General features: G+C 71.0%; 21 protein-coding genes. 14 read left to right on the forward strand and 7 right to left on the reverse strand.

Annotated elements, in window-relative coordinates; translation table 11 throughout:
* The first annotated feature begins 96 nt into the window (after nucleotides 1-96).
* From AB8O64_RS20305 to AB8O64_RS20355, 11 genes are all read left to right on the forward strand, one after another.
* On the forward strand, nucleotides 97-1,017 hold the full coding sequence (locus tag AB8O64_RS20305; RefSeq protein ID WP_130878279.1) for a Rossmann-like and DUF2520 domain-containing protein: 921 nt from the start codon (nucleotides 97-99) through the stop codon (nucleotides 1,015-1,017).
* Complete coding sequence (gene panC / locus AB8O64_RS20310) at nucleotides 1,014-1,880, forward strand: pantoate--beta-alanine ligase (RefSeq protein ID WP_370420479.1); 867 nt, start codon at nucleotides 1,014-1,016, stop codon at nucleotides 1,878-1,880. Before AB8O64_RS20305 ends, panC begins: the two co-directional genes overlap by 4 nt.
* Nucleotides 1,877-3,580, forward strand: coding sequence for an L-aspartate oxidase (locus AB8O64_RS20315; protein WP_370420480.1), 1,704 nt, complete (start codon nucleotides 1,877-1,879; stop codon nucleotides 3,578-3,580). The genes panC and AB8O64_RS20315 overlap by 4 nt, the downstream gene beginning before the upstream one ends.
* Nucleotides 3,577-4,593, forward strand: a complete 1,017-nt coding sequence (gene nadC, locus AB8O64_RS20320) for a carboxylating nicotinate-nucleotide diphosphorylase (RefSeq protein ID WP_370420481.1) — start codon at nucleotides 3,577-3,579, stop codon at nucleotides 4,591-4,593. Before AB8O64_RS20315 ends, nadC begins: the two co-directional genes overlap by 4 nt.
* A complete protein-coding gene (locus AB8O64_RS20325; RefSeq protein WP_130878275.1) occupies nucleotides 4,593-5,390 on the forward strand; it encodes a type III pantothenate kinase in 798 nt (265 codons plus the stop codon). The genes nadC and AB8O64_RS20325 overlap by 1 nt, the downstream gene beginning before the upstream one ends.
* Nucleotides 5,391-5,530: 140 nt before the next feature.
* Complete coding sequence (locus tag AB8O64_RS20330; RefSeq protein ID WP_370420482.1) at nucleotides 5,531-6,193, forward strand: hypothetical protein; 663 nt, start codon at nucleotides 5,531-5,533, stop codon at nucleotides 6,191-6,193.
* Nucleotides 6,194-6,305: 112 nt separating this feature from the next.
* Entirely contained in the window at nucleotides 6,306-7,025 is a 720-nt protein-coding gene (locus tag AB8O64_RS20335) for a hypothetical protein (RefSeq protein ID WP_370420484.1), read from the forward strand.
* A gap of 66 nt (nucleotides 7,026-7,091) precedes the next feature.
* Nucleotides 7,092-7,271 carry a hypothetical protein gene (locus tag AB8O64_RS20340; protein WP_356458336.1) on the forward strand — a complete coding sequence of 60 codons (180 nt, stop codon included), beginning with the start codon at nucleotides 7,092-7,094 and terminating at the stop codon, nucleotides 7,269-7,271.
* Between the two features lie 140 nt (nucleotides 7,272-7,411).
* Entirely contained in the window at nucleotides 7,412-7,807 is a 396-nt protein-coding gene (locus AB8O64_RS20345; protein WP_130878271.1) for a BlaI/MecI/CopY family transcriptional regulator, read from the forward strand.
* Nucleotides 7,808-7,816: 9 nt separating this feature from the next.
* Nucleotides 7,817-8,353: an amino-acid N-acetyltransferase gene (locus tag AB8O64_RS20350; protein ID WP_184739267.1), complete on the forward strand. Its 537-nt coding sequence runs from the start codon at nucleotides 7,817-7,819 to the stop codon at nucleotides 8,351-8,353.
* Between the two features lie 162 nt (nucleotides 8,354-8,515).
* Nucleotides 8,516-8,854, forward strand: a complete 339-nt coding sequence (locus AB8O64_RS20355) for an Lsr2 family protein (RefSeq protein WP_130878269.1) — start codon at nucleotides 8,516-8,518, stop codon at nucleotides 8,852-8,854.
* Here the strand turns inward: AB8O64_RS20355 and AB8O64_RS20360 are convergent.
* Entirely contained in the window at nucleotides 8,785-9,471 is a 687-nt protein-coding gene (locus tag AB8O64_RS20360; RefSeq protein WP_365380725.1) for an SCO3374 family protein, read from the reverse strand. The two genes, AB8O64_RS20355 and AB8O64_RS20360, sit on opposite strands and share 70 nt — an antisense overlap.
* A 499-nt stretch (nucleotides 9,472-9,970) precedes the next feature.
* Here AB8O64_RS20360 and AB8O64_RS20365 point away from each other — a divergent pair, with 499 nt between their 5' ends.
* Complete coding sequence (locus tag AB8O64_RS20365; RefSeq protein WP_130878268.1) at nucleotides 9,971-12,496, forward strand: ATP-dependent Clp protease ATP-binding subunit; 2,526 nt, start codon at nucleotides 9,971-9,973, stop codon at nucleotides 12,494-12,496.
* A gap of 88 nt (nucleotides 12,497-12,584) precedes the next feature.
* Here the strand turns inward: AB8O64_RS20365 and AB8O64_RS20370 are convergent, their stop codons facing one another.
* Nucleotides 12,585-15,596 carry an NACHT domain-containing protein gene (locus AB8O64_RS20370; RefSeq protein WP_370420487.1) on the reverse strand — a complete coding sequence of 1,004 codons (3,012 nt, stop codon included), beginning with the start codon at nucleotides 15,594-15,596 and terminating at the stop codon, nucleotides 12,585-12,587.
* A 9-nt stretch (nucleotides 15,597-15,605) separates the two neighbouring features.
* On the reverse strand, nucleotides 15,606-15,941 hold the full coding sequence (locus AB8O64_RS20375; RefSeq protein WP_370420488.1) for a trypco2 family protein: 336 nt from the start codon (nucleotides 15,939-15,941) through the stop codon (nucleotides 15,606-15,608).
* Nucleotides 15,942-16,377: 436 nt separating this feature from the next.
* Here AB8O64_RS20375 and AB8O64_RS20380 point away from each other — a divergent pair, with 436 nt between their 5' ends.
* Together AB8O64_RS20380 and AB8O64_RS20385 are read left to right on the forward strand one after the other, a co-directional pair.
* Complete coding sequence (locus tag AB8O64_RS20380; protein WP_361934906.1) at nucleotides 16,378-17,127, forward strand: M23 family metallopeptidase; 750 nt, start codon at nucleotides 16,378-16,380, stop codon at nucleotides 17,125-17,127.
* Nucleotides 17,128-17,352: 225 nt separating this feature from the next.
* On the forward strand, nucleotides 17,353-17,814 hold the full coding sequence (locus AB8O64_RS20385; RefSeq protein WP_370420489.1) for a VOC family protein: 462 nt from the start codon (nucleotides 17,353-17,355) through the stop codon (nucleotides 17,812-17,814).
* Between the two features lie 21 nt (nucleotides 17,815-17,835).
* Here the strand turns inward: AB8O64_RS20385 and cseC are convergent, their stop codons facing one another.
* From cseC to AB8O64_RS20405, 4 genes are all read right to left on the reverse strand, one after another.
* Nucleotides 17,836-19,134 carry a two-component system sensor histidine kinase CseC gene (cseC, locus tag AB8O64_RS20390; RefSeq protein WP_130878263.1) on the reverse strand — a complete coding sequence of 433 codons (1,299 nt, stop codon included), beginning with the start codon at nucleotides 19,132-19,134 and terminating at the stop codon, nucleotides 17,836-17,838.
* Nucleotides 19,135-19,257: 123 nt separating this feature from the next.
* Nucleotides 19,258-19,965, reverse strand: a complete 708-nt coding sequence (gene cseB / locus AB8O64_RS20395; protein ID WP_370420491.1) for a two-component system response regulator CseB — start codon at nucleotides 19,963-19,965, stop codon at nucleotides 19,258-19,260.
* Between the two features lie 7 nt (nucleotides 19,966-19,972).
* On the reverse strand, nucleotides 19,973-20,632 hold the full coding sequence (locus tag AB8O64_RS20400; protein ID WP_370420493.1) for a hypothetical protein: 660 nt from the start codon (nucleotides 20,630-20,632) through the stop codon (nucleotides 19,973-19,975).
* Nucleotides 20,620-21,168: a SigE family RNA polymerase sigma factor gene (locus tag AB8O64_RS20405; RefSeq protein ID WP_130878261.1), complete on the reverse strand. Its 549-nt coding sequence runs from the start codon at nucleotides 21,166-21,168 to the stop codon at nucleotides 20,620-20,622. Before AB8O64_RS20405 ends, AB8O64_RS20400 begins: the two co-directional genes overlap by 13 nt.
* Between the last annotated feature and the right edge of the window lie 19 nt (nucleotides 21,169-21,187).

Below are 21,187 nucleotides of genomic sequence, written 5' to 3' on the forward strand. Positions count from 1 at the left end.
CCCGTGATGCCCAGAAGGCGTCCGCGCACTCTCGCGTAGCATGACGAAGGAATCGTCCGGTACCCCCCGCGGACTGGAACGGAAGGCCACCGCCGCGTGAACGCACACCACTCCTCGGAGCACCAGAGCCCGCAGGACCGCCCCGCCCGGCTCACCGTCGGCGTCGTCGGTGCCGGCCGGGTCGGCCCCGCCCTCGCCGCCGCGCTCCGGCTCGCCGGGCACCGCCCGGTCGCCGTCTCCGGAGTCTCCGACGCCTCCGTGCGCCGGGCCGCCGCCCTGCTGCCCGACGTGCCGCTGGTCCCGCCCGCCGAAGTCCTCGCGCGCGCGGAGCTGGTGCTGCTCACCGTGCCGGACGACGCGCTCCCCGGCCTGGTCTCCGGCCTCGCCGAGACCGGGGCCGTCCGCCCCGGGCAGCTCATCGTGCACACCTCCGGCCGGCACGGCGTCGCCGTCCTCGACCCGGCCCGGCGGGCCGGTGCCCTGCCGCTCGCCCTGCACCCGGCCATGACCTTCACCGGCACCCCGGTCGACGTCGAGCGCCTCGCCGGCTGCTCCTTCGGCGTCACCGCGCCCGCGGAGCTGCGGCTGGCCGCCGAGGCCCTGGTCATCGAGATGGGCGGCGAGCCCGAATGGATCGAGGAGGCCGCCCGCCCGCTCTATCACGCGGCCCTCGCGATCGGCGCGAACCACCTCGTCACCCTCGTGGCCCAGTCCATGGAGCTGCTGGGCACCGCCGGGGTCGCCGCCCCCGCCCGGATGCTCGGCCCGCTGCTCGGCGCCGCCCTCGACAACGCCCTGCGCAGCGGCGACGCCGCGCTCACCGGCCCGGTGGCGCGCGGCGACGCGGGCACCGTCGCCGCCCACGTGGCCGAATTGCGCGCGCACGCGCCGCAGGCCGTCGCCGGATACCTGGCCATGGCCCGTACGACCGCGGACCGTGCCCTCGCGCACGGCCTGCTCAAGCCGGAACTGGCGGAGGACCTGCTCGGCGTCCTCGCGGACGGAGGCAAGCAGTGACCACCCGAATCCCGCGCACCGCCGAGGAGCTGCACGCCCTCCCGCGCGAGGGCCGCCGCGCCGTCGTCATGACGATGGGCGCCCTGCACGAAGGCCACGCCACCCTGATCCGTTCGGCCCGCGAGCTGGTGGGCCCGGCGGGCCAGGTCGTCGTCACGGTCTTCGTCAATCCGCTGCAGTTCGGCGCCGGCGAGGACCTCGACCGCTACCCCCGCACCCTGGACGCCGATGTCGAGCTCGCCGGGCGGGCCGGCGCCGACGCCGTCTTCGCCCCCGCCGTCGAAGAGGTCTACCCCGGCGGCGAGCCCCAGGTGCGGATCACCGCCGGCCCCATGGGCGAGCGCCTCGAAGGCGCCTCGCGCCCCGGGCACTTCGACGGCATGCTCACCGTCGTGGCCAAGCTCCTGCACCTCACCGGGCCGGACGTGGCGCTCTTCGGGCAGAAGGACGCCCAGCAGCTCGCGCTGATCCGCCGCATGGCCCGCGACCTCAACTTCCCCGTCGAGATCGTCGGCGTGCCCACGGTCCGCGAGGACGACCACCTCGCGCTGTCGAGCCGCAACCGCTATCTGTCCGAGGCCGACCGCGCCACGGCGCTGGAGCTCTCCCGCGCCCTGCTCACAGGCGCCGAGGCCGTCGAGGCCGGCCCGGCGGCCGTCCGGGACGCGGCCCGAGCGGTCCTCGACCGGGCCGCCCGCTCGCAGCCGCCGCTGCTCCTCGACTACCTCGCCCTGGTCGACCCCTCGGACTTCACCGAGGTCCCCGACGACCACACGGGCGAGACCGTCCTCGCCGTCGCCGCCCGCGTCGGCACCACCCGCCTGATCGACAACATCCCCCTGTACCTCGGAGCGCAGCGATGACCGGCATACGACTCCACGCGCCCGGCCCCGGCTGGGCGGTCGACGCCGACGTCGTCGTCATCGGCTCCGGCGTCGCCGGGCTCACCGTCGCGCTGCGCTGCGCCGCCGCCGGCGCGAAGGTCACCGTCGTCACCAAGGCCCGCCTCGACGACGGCTCCACACGCTGGGCGCAGGGCGGCATCGCGGCCGCCCTCGGCGAGGGGGACACCCCCGAGCAGCACCTCGACGACACCCTCGTCGCCGGCGCCGGGCTCTGCTCCGAGGAGGCCGTACGGACGCTGGTCACCGAAGGCCCCGACGCGGTGCGCCGCCTCATCGCCACCGGCGCCACCTTCGACACCGACGACGACACCGGCGAGATCCTGCTGACCCGCGAGGGCGGCCACCACCGCCGCCGCATCGCCCACGCGGGCGGCGACGCGACCGGCGCCGAGATCTCCCGGGCCCTCGTCCAGGCCGTCCGGGACGCCGGGATAGAGACCGTCGAGAACGCCCTCGTCCTCGACCTCCTCAAGGACCCCGAGGGCCGGGCGGCGGGCGTCTCGCTGCACGTCATGGGCGAGGGCCGGCACGACGGCGTCGGCGCGGTCCGGGCCAAGGCCGTGGTGCTCGCCACCGGCGGCATGGGCCAGGTGTTCTCCGCGACCACCAACCCCGCCGTCTCCACCGGCGACGGCGTCGCGCTCGCCCTGCGCGCCGGGGCCGAGGTATCCGACCTCGAGTTCGTCCAGTTCCACCCCACCGTGCTCTGGCTCGGCCCCGACGCCGAGGGCCAGCAGCCCCTGGTCTCCGAGGCCGTGCGCGGCGAGGGCGCCCACCTCGTGGACGCGGACGGCCACCGCTTCATGGTCGGCGCCCACGAGCTGGCCGAGCTGGCCCCCCGCGACATCGTCGCCAAGGGCATCATGCGCCGCATGCGGGAGACGGGCGCCGAGCACATGTACCTCGACGGCCGGCACTTCGGCGCCGAGATGTGGGCGAGCCGCTTCCCCACCATCCTCGCCGCCTGCCGCGCCCACGGCATCGACCCGGTGACCGAGCCGATCCCGGTCGCCCCCGCCGCGCACTACGCCTCCGGCGGAGTCCGCACCGACCTGCACGGCCGCACCACGATCGAAGGCCTCTACGCCTGCGGCGAGGTCGCCTGCACGGGCGTGCACGGCGCGAACCGGCTGGCGTCCAACTCCCTGCTGGAAGGGCTGGTCTTCGCGGAGCGCATCGCCGCGGACATCGCCACGACGGCGCCGGACGCCCTGCCCCACTGGGACGCGCGGACGGCGGCGGCCGAGAGCCCGGCGACGTTCCTCGTGGCCCCGTCCGCCCGTATCGAGATCCAGCGCATCATGACCGCGGGCGCCGGAGTCCTCCGCTCCGCCGACAGCCTGCAGCAGGCCGCCACCCGGCTGGCGCGGATCGACACCGAGGTCAGCGGGCAGGACGTGCCCGGCACCGAGGCCTGGGAGACCACCAATCTGCTGCTCGTCGCCCGGGTCCTGGTCGCCGCCGCCCTGCGCCGCGAGGAGACCCGCGGCTGCCACTGGCGTGAGGACCGCCCCGACCGCGACGACAGCAGCTGGTCCCGCCACCTCCTGGTGACGCTGCGCCCGGACCGTACCCTGGCGGTCTCCACGACGGAAACGGCCGCCTTCCCGCCCGTCAGCCCGCTTGTCACGCCCGCTGCCCCAAGGAGAACCGCGTGAGCACCCCCGAGATCCCCCTGCACCAGATCGGCCGGCCCGGCGAGGAATCCGCGGCGCCCACCGGCGGCTGCGGGGACGCCTGCGGCTGCGGCGGCGAGGAGTACGACGGCGATGCCATGGAGTGCGGCCTCGACCCGCAGCTCGCGCAGCTCCTCGCCGACGCGGGTCTGAACCCGCTGCAGATCGAGGACATCGCCCACCTGGCCATCGAGGAGGACCTCGACGGCGGCAAGGACGTCACGACCTTCGCGACCGTCCCCGCCGACGCCGTCGCCACCGGCGACTTCACCGCCCGCGAGCCCGGCACGGTCGCCGGACTGCGCATCGCCGAGGCGATCCTCTCCGTGGTCTGCACCGAGGAGTTCGAGGTCGAGCGGCACGTCGAGGACGGCGACCGGGTGACGGCGGGCCAGAAGCTGCTGAGCGTGCGGACCCGCACCCGCGACCTGCTCACCGGCGAGCGCAGCGCGCTCAACCTCATGTGCCGGCTGTCCGGCATCGCCACCGCGACCCGCGCGTGGGCCGACGCCCTGGAGGGCACCGGCGCCGCCGTCCGCGACACCCGCAAGACCACCGTCGGCCTGCGCGCCCTGGAGAAGTACGCGGTGCGCTGCGGCGGCGGCGTCAACCACCGCATGTCGCTGTCGGACGCGGCCCTCGTCAAGGACAACCACGTCGTCGCCGCCGGTGGTATCGCCGAGGCCTTCCGGGCCGTACGGGCCGAGTTCCCCGACGTGCCGATCGAGGTCGAGGTGGACCGGCTCGACCAGATCCCGCCGGTCCTCGCCGAGGGCGCGGACCTGATCCTGCTCGACAACTTCACCCCCGAGCAGACCCGCGAGGCCGTCGAACTCGTCGCCGGCCGGGCGAAGCTGGAGTCCTCCGGCCGCCTCACCCTCGACAACGCCCGCGCGTACGCGGCGACGGGCGTCGACTACCTCGCCGTCGGCGCGCTCACCCACTCCTCGCCGATCCTCGACATCGGCCTGGACCTCCGGGAAGAAGCCGTCTGATGCTCCTCACCATCGACGCGGGCAACTCCCACACCGTCCTCGGCCTGTTCGACGGCGAGGACATCGTCGAGCACTGGCGCATCTCGACCGACGCCCGGCGCACCGCGGACGAACTGGCCGTGCTGCTCCAGGGCTTGATGGGCATGCACCCGCTGCTCGGCGAGGAGCTCGGCGACGGGATCGAGGGCATCGCCATCTGCTCCACGGTCCCCTCCGTCCTGCACGAGCTGCGCGAGGTGACCCGCCGCTACTACGGCGACGTGCCCGCCATCCTGGTCGAGCCGGGCGTGAAGACCGGTGTGCCGATCCTGATGGACCACCCCAAGGAGGTCGGCGCGGACCGCATCGTCAACGCGGTCGCCGCCGTCGAGCTGTACGGCGGCCCCTGCGTCGTCGTCGACTTCGGCACGGCCACCACGTTCGACGCGGTCAGCGCGCGCGGCGAGTACGTGGGCGGGGTGATCGCCCCGGGCATCGAGATCTCCGTCGAGGCGCTGGGCGTCAAGGGCGCCCAGCTCCGCAAGATCGAGCTGGCCCGCCCGCGCAACATCATCGGCAAGAACACCGTCGAGGCCATGCAGTCCGGCATCCTCTACGGCTTCGCGGGCCAGGTCGACGGCGTCGTCAACCGCATGGCGCGCGAGCTGGCCGACGACCCGGACGACGTCACCGTCATCGCCACCGGCGGGCTGGCGCCCCTGGTGCTCGGCGAGGCGTCCGTCATCGACGAACACGAGCCGTGGCTCACGCTCATCGGTCTGCGGCTGGTGTACGAGCGCAACGTCTCCCGGGCGTAGACCCAAGGCCCCATCTGGCCTCCTGAAGGGCCGCCCGCCGGGTAAGTTGCACACCACACGATCCGAGGCAACCAACCGGTCGCCCCAACTGTCCTGACAGGCACGGAACATGATCGTGCGACAGGGATGGGCGAGGGCGTATGGGCTCGAAACGGACACTGCGGCGGGCGGTGGCGGCCGCCGCGGTGCTGGCGGCCGGCCTCGGGCTGGCCGCCGCCCGGGCCCAGGCCGAGGAGGCGACGCGCCTCGTCGACTACCAGGCCATCGCCCAGCCCGTCGCGGGCCGGGTCGGCCAGACCGTCGAGGTCGAGCTGGGCGTGCGCAACGGCGGCCCGGCCGCCCGGGAGGCCGACGGGCGCGCCGGGCACGACCCGGGGGCGTACGAGGTGACGGCCCCGGAAGGCACCACCATCACCTCGCTGGCCACACCGGCCGACGGCGGCGCGCACCCGTGCACGGAGAAGGACCGGTCCGAGGGCGGGCCCAGCTACATCTGCGCGATAGGCGACGACTTCCCGGCGGGGGACCGCGAGACGCTGCGTTTCCACGTCCGCATCGACAAGAAGGTCGAGGGCGCCGAGGGCCGCGTGGAGATCGTCGACCGCGACGGCTGCCCGCCCCGCGACCCGGACCCGGAGAACGACTCCGCACCCATCCGGGTCGAGGTGGTCGACCCCGCCCCGAGGTCTCCGGCCTCCACGGCCGACGCGGCCCCCTCCAGGACGCTGCTCCTCGCCACCACCTCGGGCACCGCCTTCTCGGCGGCCGTCATCGCCCTGGGCGTGGCGCGCCGCCGGCGCTGATCCGCCGCGATCGCGCACCGCACCGGGCGGGAACGGGCTCCGGCCCCCTTCATGCCACGCCCGGAATATTAAGCTAAGCGAAAATTGTCCGCTTAGCACTTAAAGTCGGCGCATGCCCACGCCCTATGGAACCCGCGGCGGCATGGCGTTCAGCGCGGACGAGCTGCGCGTGCTGCGCCGTGCCCTCGCCATCGCCCTCCAGCCCCAGTCCGCACCCCGGCGCCCCGGTCCCGAGCGGGACGAGGAGGTGCGCGACTGCCTCCGCCTCGTGGAAGCCGTGGACGAGGCGGCCCGGGAAGGCGGCAGGCTGCGCGCCTTCCTCCTCGCCGACCTCGCCCGCTACCGCGCCGCCCTGCCGGGCGCCGCGCCCGGCTACGCGGAACGGCTCCAGGACGCCCTCTCGGCGGGCTACCGGCCCGGCGCGGAGGACCTCGCGGCGCTCCGCGCCCTGTGCGCGGTCCCGTCCGGCGACGCCGAGACCGACCGCCGCCGCGCCCTGCTGCACCGCTGCGAGCGCCTGGCCGAGCTGTCCGTGCGGGCACGGCTGGCCGGCCGCGCAGCCGCCTCGGCGCCCGCCCAGCGGGCCCCGGAGCCCTCGCGCGGGCGCGCCCGCCTGCTTGCCGTCGCCGGCGGCCGGGCCTCGGGGGCCGACGCGCCGGAGCCCAAACCGAAGCCCGCGGCCAAGCCCGACCGGAAGCCCGCGCCGCCCGGCAAGCCGCCCACCGGCCCCCGGCCCGACCGCCCGGTGCCGACCCCCGGCGAGGTCTTCCCGCCGCGCCGCAAGCCCGCCCCGCCGTCCGCGTCACCGGCCCCGGAGGCCCGTCCCGCCTGACGCGCGCGTAATCTGGATCCGTCGTTCAGCAACCGCAGAATCCGGATTCAGAAGGAGCCGACGGCCATGGACTATGTGTCCGCGCTGGTCCCGCCCGTGGTGATGGCGGTCGCTTTCACCGCGCTGATCATGACGATCATCAAGAGTCAGGGCGGGGCGAACAAGGGCAAGGAAGACGCTCTCGTCGACGCCGCGCTCGCCCGCGCCGAAGGTGTTCGACAGGCGCCCGAGGGCACCGGCGTCTGACCGGCCGCCGAGAGGCGCCCGACGCACCCGTGAGGGGCGTGCGGCCCGAGAGGACAATTCTCGGGCCGCACGCCCTTTTTGCTGCCTTCGCGCCGCCCAGATAAACCGGCATTCAAGACATCTGCCACTATTATTCACTTGTGGTTCGACGCCTGGGTGATCTGGAAGACGCCGTCATGACGCGCGTGTGGGAGTGGAACCGACCGGTCACTGTTCGAGAAGTCCTGGAAGACCTTCGGCAGGAACGGTCCATCGCCTACACGACGGTGATGACCGTAATGGACAACCTGTATCAGAAGGGCTGGGTGCGCCGGGAAGCCGAAGGGCGCGCCTATCGATATGAGGCGGTCTCCAACCGTGCCGCCTACTCGGCCGCACTGATGAACGAAGCCTGGTCCGTCAGCGACAACCCCGCGGCCGCTCTCGTCGCCTTCTTCGGCATGATGTCGGCCGAACAACGCGAAGCACTGCGGGACGCCATCCGCATCGTGCAACTGGACGGGCCCGGGGACGGACCGACGGCCGAGGAGCGATAGCGTCCGGCTGTGTCTACTCCTTCGGCCAAGGCCGCCCTATCTAAAGTCGTCACCGTCCGCCGGGCCCGGACCAGCGATGTCCCGGCCGTGCGCCGGCTCATCAACCTCTACGCCCGTGAGCGCATCCTGCTCGACAAAGCCACGGTGACGCTTTACGAGGACATCCAGGAGTTCTGGGTCGCGGAGCGGGACGAGGACGGCACGGTCATCGGCTGCGGTGCGCTGCATGTGATGTGGGAAGACCTTGCCGAGGTCCGCACTCTTGCCGTGGATCCGGCGGTCCGGGGCGGCGGAGTCGGGCACTTCGTTCTGGACAAGCTCCTGCAGACGGCGCGCTGGCTGGGCGTGCGCCGCATTTTCTGCCTCACCTTCGAAGTCGACTTCTTCACGAAGCACGGCTTCGTGGAGATCGGTGAGACACCGGTGGACGGTGATGTCTACAGCGAGCTGCTGCGTTCCTATGACGAGGGCGTTGCCGAGTTCCTGGGTCTCGAACGGGTGAAGCCGAACACCCTTGGCAACAGCCGGATGCTTCTGCATCTGTGATCGCGGGCCCTATGTCCGAATCGCGCCCCTATCACATGCCTCCGGAAGCCATGGTTCCCACGCGGAAGGCGGGCTGAACCTTCCCGGGGGGTTTGTGTTTTTTCGAGAAAGGCGGTTTGCTATTCCCTCGTAATCCCTTTTCCACTGCTGAAAGGATTCCCCGTGGCACAGAAGGTTCAGGTCCTTCTTGTTGATGACCTCGACGGTGGCGAGGCGGACGAGACCGTGACGTTCGCGCTCGACGGCAAGACCTACGAGATCGACCTCACGACTGCGAACGCGGACAAGCTCCGTGGGCTGCTGGAGCCGTTCACCAAGAGCGGTCGTCGCACGGGTGGCCGCGCCGCGGCCGGTCGCAGCAAGGTGCGCGCCGGTGCCGCCGGCGGCAGCCAGGACACCGCGAAGATCCGCGCGTGGGCCAAGGAGAACGGCTACAACGTCAACGACCGCGGCCGCGTCCCCGCCGACATCCGTGAGGCGTACGAGAAGGCCAACGGCTGATTTCCCGTCGGCTGATCCCTGCGCGCCTTTCCGGCACGCAGCAATCGGGTCCGGTGGCACTCCGTGGCCGCCGCGCTCACGAGCCGTACGAGATCGGGGGCGCCCCCATCGCCCCCGAGGCCGGTCACCGGCAGCGTCGGCTCGACCTCGCACCCCGGCTCGGGAGGCCGTACCCAAACGGCCTCCCGCGAGCCGGACGGCCCCAGCCGTCCGCAGCGCCCCCGGCCACCGCCGACGGGCGCCGGCGCGGCCATCCGGCCGCCCGGCCCCAGCGCGGTCAGCTCCAGGGCCACCCCGCCCCACTCCAGCCAGTCGAGCAGCGCCGGCAATTCGTCCGCACTGCCCGCGGCGGTCAGGAACCGCATTTTCCGGGCCTGTCCGTCGAACGCGACCGGCCCGGTGCGCGGGACCCGGCCGAGCACCGCGAAACCGGCGTCGGCGGGCAGCTCGAGGACGTCGAAGCGCACCCCGGTGAGCAATTCCAGGGGCCGCCCGCCCAGCGTGGGCCAGCCCATCTGGTGCTCGTACCACTGGCGCCACTGGCACCATGGGTATGAGGCCTCCACCTGGTGCGAGGCGTCCAGGGATCCGCAGGGGCGCGGGAGGGCAACGGTCATGACTGAAGCAACTGTGGAAACCCCAAGAGGTTACGCAGGGTGGATAGTTGGGCACGCTGCGTATAGGGCCGGCGGGGCGCATAAAGACTCCGCGCGGTGCGAGGGTGTTCGCCCGTAGCGGATGGGATGGGCCTGCGCGGCATGGAGTGTCAGTGCTCGCGGGTAAGACATTCCCCGTGGGGAGAGGCGATATAACGGCGCGCGGAGCGGGTCGCCGGGGTGGCGGTCGGGCTGCGGGCGGGCGTGTCGGCCCGGGCGCGCGTTCGCCATCGGCGTAGTGATGGTGGGCGTATATGCCTGGCCTGCGGGAACATCGTCTCCCACCATCGGGTTGGAGGAGTTGTCGGCTGTTCGGCAGCAGGTTTCCCCGCCGACGCGGGGTGATCCGGACGGATGTCGGCAGTTGGAATGAGCTGTCCCGTCCTGCGGGACTAGCATGCGGAAGGACAGGGAGGGGACCGACCCCTAACTGCCTGACCGCTCTGAGGAGCGATTAACGATGTTCGAGAGGTTCACCGACCGCGCGCGGCGGGTTGTCGTCCTGGCTCAGGAAGAAGCCCGGATGCTCAACCACAACTACATCGGCACCGAGCACATCCTCCTGGGCCTGATCCACGAGGGTGAGGGTGTCGCCGCTAAGGCCCTGGAGAGCCTCGGGATTTCGCTCGAGGCGGTCCGCCAGCAGGTGGAGGAGATCATCGGGCAGGGCCAGCAGGCTCCGTCCGGTCACATTCCCTTCACTCCCCGTGCCAAGAAGGTCCTGGAGCTCTCGCTCCGCGAGGCCCTTCAGCTCGGCCACAACTACATCGGTACGGAGCACATCCTGCTCGGCCTGATCCGCGAGGGCGAGGGCGTCGCCGCCCAGGTCCTGGTCAAGCTGGGCGCCGATCTGAACCGGGTGCGGCAGCAGGTCATCCAGCTGCTCTCCGGCTACCAGGGCAAGGAGGCCGCCACCGCCGGCGGCCCGGCCGAGGGCACGCCCTCGACCTCGCTCGTCCTGGACCAGTTCGGCCGCAACCTGACGCAGGCCGCTCGCGAATCCAAGCTCGACCCGGTCATCGGGCGCGAGAAGGAGATCGAGCGGGTCATGCAGGTGCTCTCCCGCCGTACGAAGAACAACCCGGTCCTCATCGGCGAGCCCGGCGTCGGCAAGACGGCGGTCGTCGAAGGCCTGGCCCAGGCCATCGTCAAGGGCGAGGTGCCCGAGACCCTCAAGGACAAGCACCTCTACACCCTCGACCTCGGTGCCCTGGTCGCCGGCTCCCGCTACCGCGGTGACTTCGAAGAGCGCCTGAAGAAGGTCCTCAAGGAGATCCGCACCCGCGGCGACATCATCCTGTTCATCGACGAGCTGCACACCCTGGTGGGTGCGGGCGCCGCCGAGGGCGCGATCGACGCCGCGAGCATCCTCAAGCCCATGCTGGCCCGGGGCGAGCTGCAGACCATCGGTGCCACCACGCTCGACGAGTACCGCAAGCACCTGGAGAAGGACGCGGCCCTCGAGCGCCGCTTCCAGCCCATCCAGGTCGCGGAGCCGTCGCTGCCGCACACCATCGAGATCCTCAAGGGCCTCCGCGACCGTTACGAGGCGCACCACCGCGTCTCCATCACGGACGAGGCCCTGGTCCAGGCCGCCCAGCTGGCCGACCGCTACATCTCCGACCGCTTCCTGCCGGACAAGGCGATCGACCTGATCGACGAGGCCGGCTCCCGCATGCGCATCCGCCGGATGACCGCGCCGCCGGACCTCCGCGAGTTCGACGAGAAGATCGCCGACGTGCGCCGGGACAAGGAGTCCGCGATCGACTCGCAGGACTTCGAGAAGGCCGCCTCCCTCCGCGACAAGGAGAAGCAGCTCCTCGCCGCGAAGGCGAAGCGCGAGAAGGAGTGGAAGGCCGGCGACATGGACGTCGTCGCCGAGGTCGACGGCGAGCTCATCGCCGAGGTCCTGGCCACGGCCACCGGTATCCCGGTCTTCAAGCTCACGGAGGAGGAGTCCTCCCGCCTGCTGCGCATGGAGGACGAGCTGCACAAGCGCGTCATCGGCCAGAAGGACGCCATCAAGGCGCTCTCCCAGGCGATCCGACGCACGCGTGCGGGCCTCAAGGACCCGAAGCGCCCCGGCGGCTCGTTCATCTTCGCGGGCCCGTCCGGTGTCGGTAAGACGGAGCTGTCCAAGACGCTCGCCGAATTCCTCTTCGGTGACGAGGACGCGCTGATCTCCCTCGACATGTCGGAGTTCAGCGAGAAGCACACCGTCTCCCGGCTCTTCGGTTCCCCGCCCGGATACGTGGGTTACGAAGAGGGCGGCCAGCTCACCGAGAAGGTGCGCCGCAAGCCGTTCTCCGTCGTCCTCTTCGACGAGGTCGAGAAGGCCCACCCGGATATCTTCAACTCGCTGCTGCAGATCCTGGAGGACGGTCGCCTGACCGATTCCCAGGGCCGCGTGGTCGACTTCAAGAACACCGTCATCATCATGACGACGAACCTCGGCACCCGGGACATCTCCAAGGGCTTCAACCTGGGCTTCGCCGCCCAGGGCGACGTCAAGACCGGGTACGAGCGGATGAAGGCCAAGGTCAACGAAGAGCTCAAGCAGCACTTCCGGCCCGAGTTCCTCAACCGTGTCGACGACACGGTGGTCTTCCACCAGCTGACCGAGGAAGACATCATCCAGATCGTCGACCTGATGGTCGCCAAGGTGGACGAGCGTCTCCGCGACCGCGACATGGGCATCGAGCTCAGCTCCGAGGCCAAGTCGCTGCTGGCGAAGAAGGGCTACGACCCGATCCTGGGCGCCCGCCCGCTGCGCCGCACGATCCAGCGCGAGATCGAGGACATCCTCTCGGAGAAGATCCTCTTCGGTGAGCTGCGCCCCGGCCACATCGTGGTCGTCGGCACCGAGGGTGAGGGTGAAGAGAAGAAGTTCACCTTCCGCGGCGAGGAGAAGGCAGCCCTGCCGGACACCCCGCCGATCGAGTCCGCCACCGGTGGTGCGGGTCCGAACCTCTCGAAGGACGCGTAAGTGGTAGCTGCCCTTGAGGCAGCGTGAACAGCAGGGCCGGCCCCGGAACCGTTCGATCGGTTCCGGGGCCGGTTTTGTTTTGGGGTGGTCAGGTGATGATCTGCAGCCGGCCGCCGAAGTGCTCGGCGCCGAGGATTTTCAGCTTGCCGCCGAGAAGGGGGCTTCCCACCTCCAGCCGCAGCGTCCGCGCCTCTCGTAGAGGGGACAGGTCCAGCGATCCGTCCACCATCAGGCGCAGCAAGGCCAGGTTGGGGAAGATCTGGAGCATTTGTTCGTTCACCGTGGGATTGTCGAGGAGGCTGAGACCGAGATCGGTGACCTGTGGCAATTCCTCTCCCTCCGAGACGACGGCACCCAGGCCAGTGCTGTCCATAACCAGCCGCAGCGATGGAGATGTCAGTCCCGACAGCGCCGAGGTGTCCCCCAACCGGGGACAGCCAATAACGGACAGGTTCTCGACCTCCGGGTGGTCTCGAAGAAAGTCCAGGTCTCGCAGGGCGGGGTTCCCGCTCAGCCACAGCTCACGCACCTCACGTCCTTCCAGGCCCCGGCGTAGGTCGGCCGAGCTGTGGTACTCCTCGATCTGCAGTGATGCGATCGGCCCGAGGCGATGCAGTTCGGAAAGCTCTTCTGGGAGGGAGATGCGCAGCCGCATGTCATCGAGCTGCATCGCGGCGAGGACTTCCGTCGCGTATCGCCGAGTGTGCTGAACCCCCCAACTGCCGGCGACCAGCTTCCGGACTTTCTTCGAGCTGTGCTTCCCGTAGCGACTCAGCAGCGGAATAGCCGAGTCCCCCAGCCGGCCCAGAAGCGCCGTAACGAGGTACGCCTGATCGGTGTCCAGTCCGTCCGGCTCCGGGAGGATCGGCAGCACCTCCGGGCCCAGAGACGCCAGAAAGCCGACCTCCCGCCCATTACGTGGCGGCCCCAGCACCTGGAGCCCGCCCCACACCGCGTCATGCAGCTCGTCGTCCACATACGCCGAGCCGATCGCACACGCGGCGGCGAGCGTGCGGAGCGGCCATTCCGCCTCCGGATCGGATGCCTCGTCCGCCGCTGTCAGCAGCCCTGAGATGACCCGCCGGGCCTCGCTGCGCCCGCAGTGCCCGATCACGAGCCGGATGACGTCCTGCCACTGTTCCTCGGCCGCGTGGCCCAGCAATTCGTCCAGGCTGTCGTTGTCCTGGAATTCCTTCGCCGCGAGGTAGTCCTGGAACGTGCGATGAATGAATTGGATGGCATCCGTCGTCCGCTCCTGAAGCAGCCCGCTGCGGTTGAGCAGATGCGTCAGTACCTGGTCCGCCGAACCCTGCTCACGCACGTGCCGTAGGCCGCCCATGGCCAGCTCCAGCTGGCGTACAGCCTGGTCGCGGGAGAGTTCCACCCGGCCGTTGCGGACGAGCCACACGGCGATGCGCTGGAGCAGCTGCTGGCCGTCATTGACTGTGAGGGTGATGCCTTCCGGCTTGTGGATGCGGCGGTAGTCATCGCGGCTGCCGAGGAGCATGGCCAGCGCGGCGCGGTAGAGATCCCACCGGGTGCGGGGCAGCAGTCCGCTGCGGCGGCGGTGCAGGGCGCAGATGACGGCGCACAGCAGGGGCGTACGGGCCAGGTCGCGCAGAGTGGCGTTGCGCTCGAATTCCTGGGTGAGGTCGCGCGCCAGGGAATCGAGCCGGCTGCGTTGCCGCCGGGCGTGCGCCGCGTCGGTGAAGCGCCCGCACTCCAGCCGGGCGGCCTGATGCCAGGCGGCGACGAAGGCCTGGATGTCGGTGTCGCTCATCGGGAGCAGCAAGAGCTCTTCGAAGCCCTCCGACTCCAGCCAGAAATCCCCGACGGCGAGCGGCCGCACGGTGACCAGGCAGCGGGTCCCGGGGTGGAGCCGTAACAGCTCGGCAAGCCATCTGCGGGCGGGGGCGCGGTCGGGCTGGGGAAGCTCGTCCAGGCCGTCGACGAGCAGGAGGGCGCGGCCGGACTCCAGCGCGCGTCCGGCCCAGCCGCGCGGCGGGTCCTCCACGGGGAGCTGGGCGATGGTGGGCAGCCGGTCCGGGGTGGGCGTCACGGTGCCTTGTGCCGCGAGGCTGCGCATGGGGACGACGAAGGGGATCAGGCCGTTGAGCGCGCTCAGCTTCGCGGGCAGGGTGCGGCAGGCGGCGTGGGAGGCCAGCCACCACACCAGAGTGGTCTTCCCGGCGCCTGCCTCGCCGCGCAACACGGTCCGGGGTCTGGAGGCGAGGAGGTCCTCGACGCGCTGGGTCTCGGGGCGGACGTGCTCGCCGTCGAGGGCACGGCGAGGCGCCCTGGCCTCCAGGCTCAGATAGGCGGTGTCCAGGTCCCAGCTGTTCTCGTTGGTGCCGAGGTCGTCCAGGCCGAAGATCTCCAGGCGGCCGTAGCGGGCCTTGACCGCCTTGGCGTACCGCTCCTCGTAGGCGATGTCCTCGGGGAAGGGGGAGTGGATCTGCTCCAGTGCCGGGGCGTCCGGCCAGTGGTCCAGCAGGGCGGCTCTGAAGCCCGCGTCGTTCATGACCGAGGCCAGCGGGACGGCGTCGACGGAGGAGTGGTCCCAGCCCATCGGATCCTCGGCCGCGATGCCGACAAGGAGCTGACCGATGACGACCGGGCCGCCCGACAGTCCCGCCCATGGGGAGCCGTCCCCGTGGGACGAGGGCGGGTGGTGATCACTGCGGAGTACGTACCGGCCGCGTAATCGGCCCGACAGCGGCACGAGTGTGCCCGGGATCTGGACGGCTTCCAGCTCGTCGTCGCCGAAGCGCTGTACCTGGGGAAAGCCCAGCGCCTGACACCCGTGCACCGGCTCTCGGGTGACGATCTCGCCCCAGCGCAACGCGGCGAGGTCACCCTCGCGCGCGACGGCGTGCCGGGTCTTGAGGAGGGCGGCATCACAGCCGTCGGGGTGCCTCACCCACAGGACGTCACAGCTCACCGGCTGTCTCCCGTCCAGGGTGAGGATTGTGACCTCGGCCGGTTCGGGCCCTATGACGTGGGCGCTGGTCAGCACGAGTCGTGGGGTCAGCAGTACCCCGCTGCCCTGCTGCCGCCCCAGGACCGCCACGAGCCGGTCCTCCACCGAGCGCACGGGCATGGTGCCGCCCTAACGCTGCTGATCGGCGGAGCCGAACCGCGACACCCCCGCCGGGCGGTCGTTGCCGACCTTCCAGCCCTCGCCCGTGCGCCTGTCCTTCGGGGTCAGGGTGAAGGCGACCTTGTGGGTGCGGGTCGAGCCGCGGGACGCCTCCGCGTCCGCGCTGACGACCCAGGCCTTCACGCCGCCCTTGCCCTTGGCGTCCTTGCGGATCTCGACGGTGAACTCCATCGAGACCTCGCCGACGTCGAAGCCCAGGTCCCGGCCCGTGCCCCGGGCGGCGGCCTCGGTGAGGCCGGCGCGGACCGCTTCGACCGCGTCCGCCAGCTCGATGTCGTCGTTCATCGTGGTGCCCCCCGGCAGATGGGCCGCGCGTGCCGCGGCCGCTGCCCGGGAGCGTACCGCCGGGGCGGGCATCGGCCTGCGGGAACGAGCGGGGCTGTGACGTGAGTGAGCCCAAGGGGCTGCTGGTGCCATTGGTGCGTACGGAAACGCGGAATGGCGCCGGGACCTAGGTCCCAAAACCGGTATGGCCTTAAGTCCATTCGCGGTGATACGGCCCATAGGGCGTGGGTCACATACTGAGCCGGTTAGTAGAAATGCCGCCCCCCGAAATCCTTTATTTCCGCTCGACATGCCCCCGCACAAGGCGGAGATCACCCTGCTCCCCGCTACGGCATTCGCTAGTAGAGGCCGCCCTTGGCTGGGCGGCGAATGCGGGTTACCAAGGTATGGCGATCCCGGTCCGCAGCCGGGACCTATTCATGCCTGGAGGTTTCACATGTCGAAGCACACCACTTTCCGTAATTCCAGTAAGACCCGTCTCCGTGCCCGTACCGCCGTCGTCGTGGCTGTCGGTCTCGGTGCCTCGGTCGCGCTGGGCACCGGCGCGGCGCTCGCCGCGGACACGACCTCCGCTCAGGCACAGCTTCCGGCCTTCGCCTCCGTCGCGGCCCTGGACGACGCGCTGAACGCGCAGGCCGAGACGCAGCTGAAGGTCGCCGCCAAGGAGAAGGCGAAGGCCCAGCAGGACGCCGCGAAGCGCGCCGCCGACGCCCGTAAGAAGGCCGAGGCTTCCCGTAAGCAGGCCGAGGCCGCCCGTAAGAGCATCGACGCCTGGGTCGCGCCGGTCGCCAGCTACCAGGTCGGCCAGCCGTTCGGCAAGGCCGGCAGCATGTGGGCGAACAAGCACAGCGGCCAGGACCTGGTCGTCGGCACCGGTACGTCCGTGATGGCCGTGCACGGCGGTACGGTCGTGAAGGCCGGCCCGAACGGCGGCGGCGACGGCCCGGCGTACGGCAACGCCATTGTGATCAAGCACGACAACAACACCTACTCGCAGTACGCGCACCTCTCGCAGGTGAAGGTCTCGGTCGGCCAGACCGTGACCACCGGCCAGCAGATCGGTCTGTCGGGCTCCACCGGCAATTCGTCCGGCCCGCACCTGCACTTCGAGATCCGTACGACCCCGAACTACGGCACCGCCGTCGAGCCGGTGGCCTTCCTGAAGGCCCACGGCGGGAACCTCTGATCCAGGCGGATATTGCATAACCACACACTGCGGGGACCACGGGCCCCCGAGCCGGACACCACCGGCTCGGGGGCCCGTGCCGTGTCCGCCGAATATCCCGGTCGTACTCCGGGGATATCCCGGTCGTATGCCCGTCGCGGAAATCCCGCCGGAATTCTGGGGAAGCAGACCGGCGCCGCCCGTGCCTACGGTGTGGGGGAGGGACGCAGACCCCGGGAGCACACCATGATCAAGGGAATCGCCATCACCACCGTCTGGGTCCTCGACCAGGACCGGGCGAAGGAGTTCTACACGGACAAGCTCGGCCTCGAGGTCCGTACCGATATGACCATGGGCGGCGACAAGGGCATGCGCTGGCTCACGGTCGGCGCCCAGGACCAGCCCGACGTGGAGCTGACGCTGATGGTCCCCGGACCGCCCGTCATGGACGCCGAGTCGGGGGAGGCGCTGAAGGCGCTGGTCTCCAAGGGGATCCTGGGCGCGGGGGTGCTGAGCACCGACGACATCGGCCGCGACTACAAGACGTTCAAGGCCAAGGGCGTCGAGTTCCTGCAGGAGCCGCAGGTGCGCCCGTACGGCACCGAGGCGATCCTGCGGGACGACTCGGGCAACTGGTTCTCCCTGACCGAGCGCAGCGAGCGGCTGGACCTCGACAAGGACTGGGGCGAGTGCGTGGACCCGATGTAGCGGGTCCGACGCCGGGAGTGTCTAGTCCGGGACCTGGATGATCGGGAAGCTGCCGGTCGCCGTCGGTGACGACTCGGGCAGCCAGAGCACGGCGACCGCGCCTCCGTCGCCCTCCGCCGTCGGGTCCGCGTTGCGGAAGGTGAGGCGCGCGCCGAGGACGCGGGCCTGGCCGGCCGCGATGGTCAGACCCAGGCCGTGGCCCTTGCCCGCGCGGTCCTTGCTGCCCGTGCGGAAGCGGCTCGGGCCCTCCCGCAGCAGCTCCTCGGGGAAGCCGGGGCCGTGGTCGCGGACCCGCAGGACGCGGCCCTCGACCGTGACCTCGAAGGGTGCCTTGCCGTGCTTGGCGGCGTTGGCCAGCAGATTGCCGAGGATCCGCTCCAGGCGGCGCGGGTCGGTGGAGACGTAGGCGTCGCGGACGACCTTGACCGTCGCGTCCGGGGCCGCGGCCCGCACCCGTCGGAGCACGAACTCGCCGAGCTCGATCTCCTGCATCTCCGCCCGCTCCGCGAAGCCGTCCAGCCGGGCGACCTCCAGGACGTCCTCCACCAGCGTGCGCATGGCCTGGGCCCGGTCCCGTACGAGCTCGGTGGGGCGGCCCGGCGGCAGCAGCTCGGCCGCCGTGAGCAGGCCGGTGACGGGGGTGCGCAGCTCGTGCGCGATGTCGGCGGTGACGCGCCGCTCGGCCTCCAGCCGGTCCTGGAGGGCCTCGGCCATCCCGTCGACCGCGCGGGCGAGGTCGTCGGTCTCGTCGCGCACCCGGCCGCCGATGGCCTCGCGGACGCGGACGTCCGGGTCGCCGTCGGCGAGCTTGCGGGCGGCGGTCGCGGCCTTGCGCAGCCGTCGTGAGAGCTGGCCGCCCACGAGGATGCCCAGCGCGCAGCCGCCGAGAACGACGGAGACCGAGCCGACGATCAGCGCCTTGTCGAGGTCGTCGAGGATGTCGAAGCGGTCCTTGAACCGGGTGTGGATCGAGAGGACCTTGCCGTTGCGCAGCGGCACGGAGGCCCACACCTCGGGGGCGCCGTCGCCGGAGTCCTGGAGGTAGGTGGCGCGCAGCCCGATGTCGGCGGCGTCGCGCAGCTGCTTGGGCAGCGCGGGGTCGTCCAGCTTCGCGCGGAGCATCAGCCGGCCGGTGGTCTCGTAGAAGCGCTGGGCGACCTGGACCCGCTCGTCCATCACGTCGCGGCTGTTGTCGAGCATGGAGACGCGGGCCGCGTTGTGCACGACGAGGCTCAGCGCGACGGCCACCAGGGCGCCGACGCCGGCGATGGCCAGGCTGACCTTCCAGCGCAGCCCGCTGCGGAGGGCGAGCTTCACCACGGCGTGACCGTGGCCCCGGCCGCGGGAGCGGCGCACGCCGGATTGCAATCGAACACAGCTGCGACGGTGATCGTGCCGTGCGCGATCATGTCCTTCGCCATGCGGGGGTTCACCACCTGGCGCTCAGCCTCTGAGCTTGTAGCCGAAACCACGGACCGTCTCGATCCGGTCCTGGCCGATCTTGCCCCGCAGCCGCTGTACGTGCACGTCCACCACGCGGGTGTCCCCGCCCCAGCCGTAGTCCCAGACCCGCTCCAGCAGCCGGTCCCGGGAGAGCACGGTGCCGGGCGCGGCCGAGAACTCCAGCAGCAGCCGCATCTCGGTCGGGGTCAGCGCGACGGGCAGACCGGCCTTGCGGACCTCCATGCCCTCCGTGTCGACCTCCAGGTCACCGAAGCGCAGCACGCCGCCCTCGATGGTGTCGGGCGTCTCGGCCCCGGCGCTGCCGTTCGGCCCGCTGGCGTGGCCGAAGCGGCGCAGCACGGCCCGTATCCGGGCGACGAGCACGGCGCCGTCGAAGGGCTTGGTCACATAGTCGTCGGCGCCGGCCTCCAGGCCGAGCACGACGTCGATGGAGTCCGCGCGGGCGGAGAGCATGATCACGGGCACGGTGGACTCGTCACGGATCCGGCGGCACAGGCTCACGCCGTCCAGGCCCGGGACCATGACGTCCAGCAACGCGATGTCCGGCTGACGCTCCCGGAATCTCTCCAGCCCCGTCAGCCCGTCGGGTACCGCGGTCACCTCGAAGCCGTCGCGCTCCAGCGCCAGCTGGGTGGCCTCGCGGATGACGTCGTCGTCCTCGACGAAGAGCACATGCGTATCGCCCACGCCGCTCTCAGCCCTCCGTTCCTTCGCTCGGGAGATCGGCCTTGCCGTCGTTCCCCGTCTTGCTGTAGTCGGTGTGCGTGCGGCCGGTCTCGCGGAACTCCTTGCCCGACCAGTGGTACGTCACGACATCTTCGCCGGACGCGCAGCACACCGCGTCACCGGGGCCGTAGACCTGCTTGGTGACCCGGAGGTCGCGGCGGTCGATCTCGGCGTAGACGGGCGGCTGCTCGGCCACGAACACGTTCTCGTACCCGTCGCCCTTGGCACGGTACACATACGAACCGATGCCGATGCCGTCACCGCAGGTCAGAATGTTCACCACGAGGTCGGAACGGGGGCCGTCGGTCAGCTTCCCGTAGGTGATGTCGACCGGGTACTGGTTCTTCACACACGGCTTGAGGTTCTTCTTGATCTGGTCGCCGATCTTGGGATCGCCCTTGATCAGCTTGACGGCGTCGACCTTCTCCTGGGTGGGAGTGGCCGACGCCGGAGGCATACGGGTGGCTTTCGCCGCGGACTGGCTCTGGGCCGGTCCCTCTTTCCGTACGCCCTGACTGCTCGCGTCGCAGCCGGCAAGCAGAAGACCGGCGACGGCGGCCATTCCCGCGACCGCGCCGCCGGTGATCAGTGCCGGCTTGAGGGGAGCCGCCTTTTTCAGGCCGCGCACCGTTCCTGCCCCCGCTCGCTGCGTTCGAGGGCGTGGAAGTCCAGATCACGGCTCTCCAGCTCCTGGCGCAGTCGCGCCAGGGCCCGGTGCAGCGTGCTCTTGACCGTGCCGGTCGACATGCCGAGCGCCTCCGCGGTCTCCTCGGTGCTCATCTGCTCCCAGTGTCGCAGCACGACCACACTGCGCTGCTTGGGTGCCAGGACTCCGAGGATGTCCATCAGCAGGGCGCGATCGGCGTGCTGCTCGGTGCCGTCCTCGACGCGGGCGTCGGGGAGCTGCTCCGTGGGCACCTCGTCGAGCTTCCGGGCGCGCCACCACTCCGTACGAGTGTTGATCATGACACGTCGGAGGTAGGCGTCGGCCAGCGACTTGTCCGCTATGCCTTCCCAGCGGCCGTAGGTGCGCACCAGGGCGGTCTGGAGGAGGTCCTGCGCGTCGATGGGGTCCGGCACGAGACGGCGGGCGCTGCGCAGGAGGGCGTCCTGACGGTTGCGCACGTACTCTTCGAAGTCCAGAACCTTGCCGCTGCTGGCCATCTCGCAGCCTCCATTCCGC

The sequence above is a fragment of the Streptomyces sp. QH1-20 genome, assembly GCF_041283565.1.
Taxonomy (GTDB): domain Bacteria; phylum Actinomycetota; class Actinomycetes; order Streptomycetales; family Streptomycetaceae; genus Streptomyces; species Streptomyces syringius.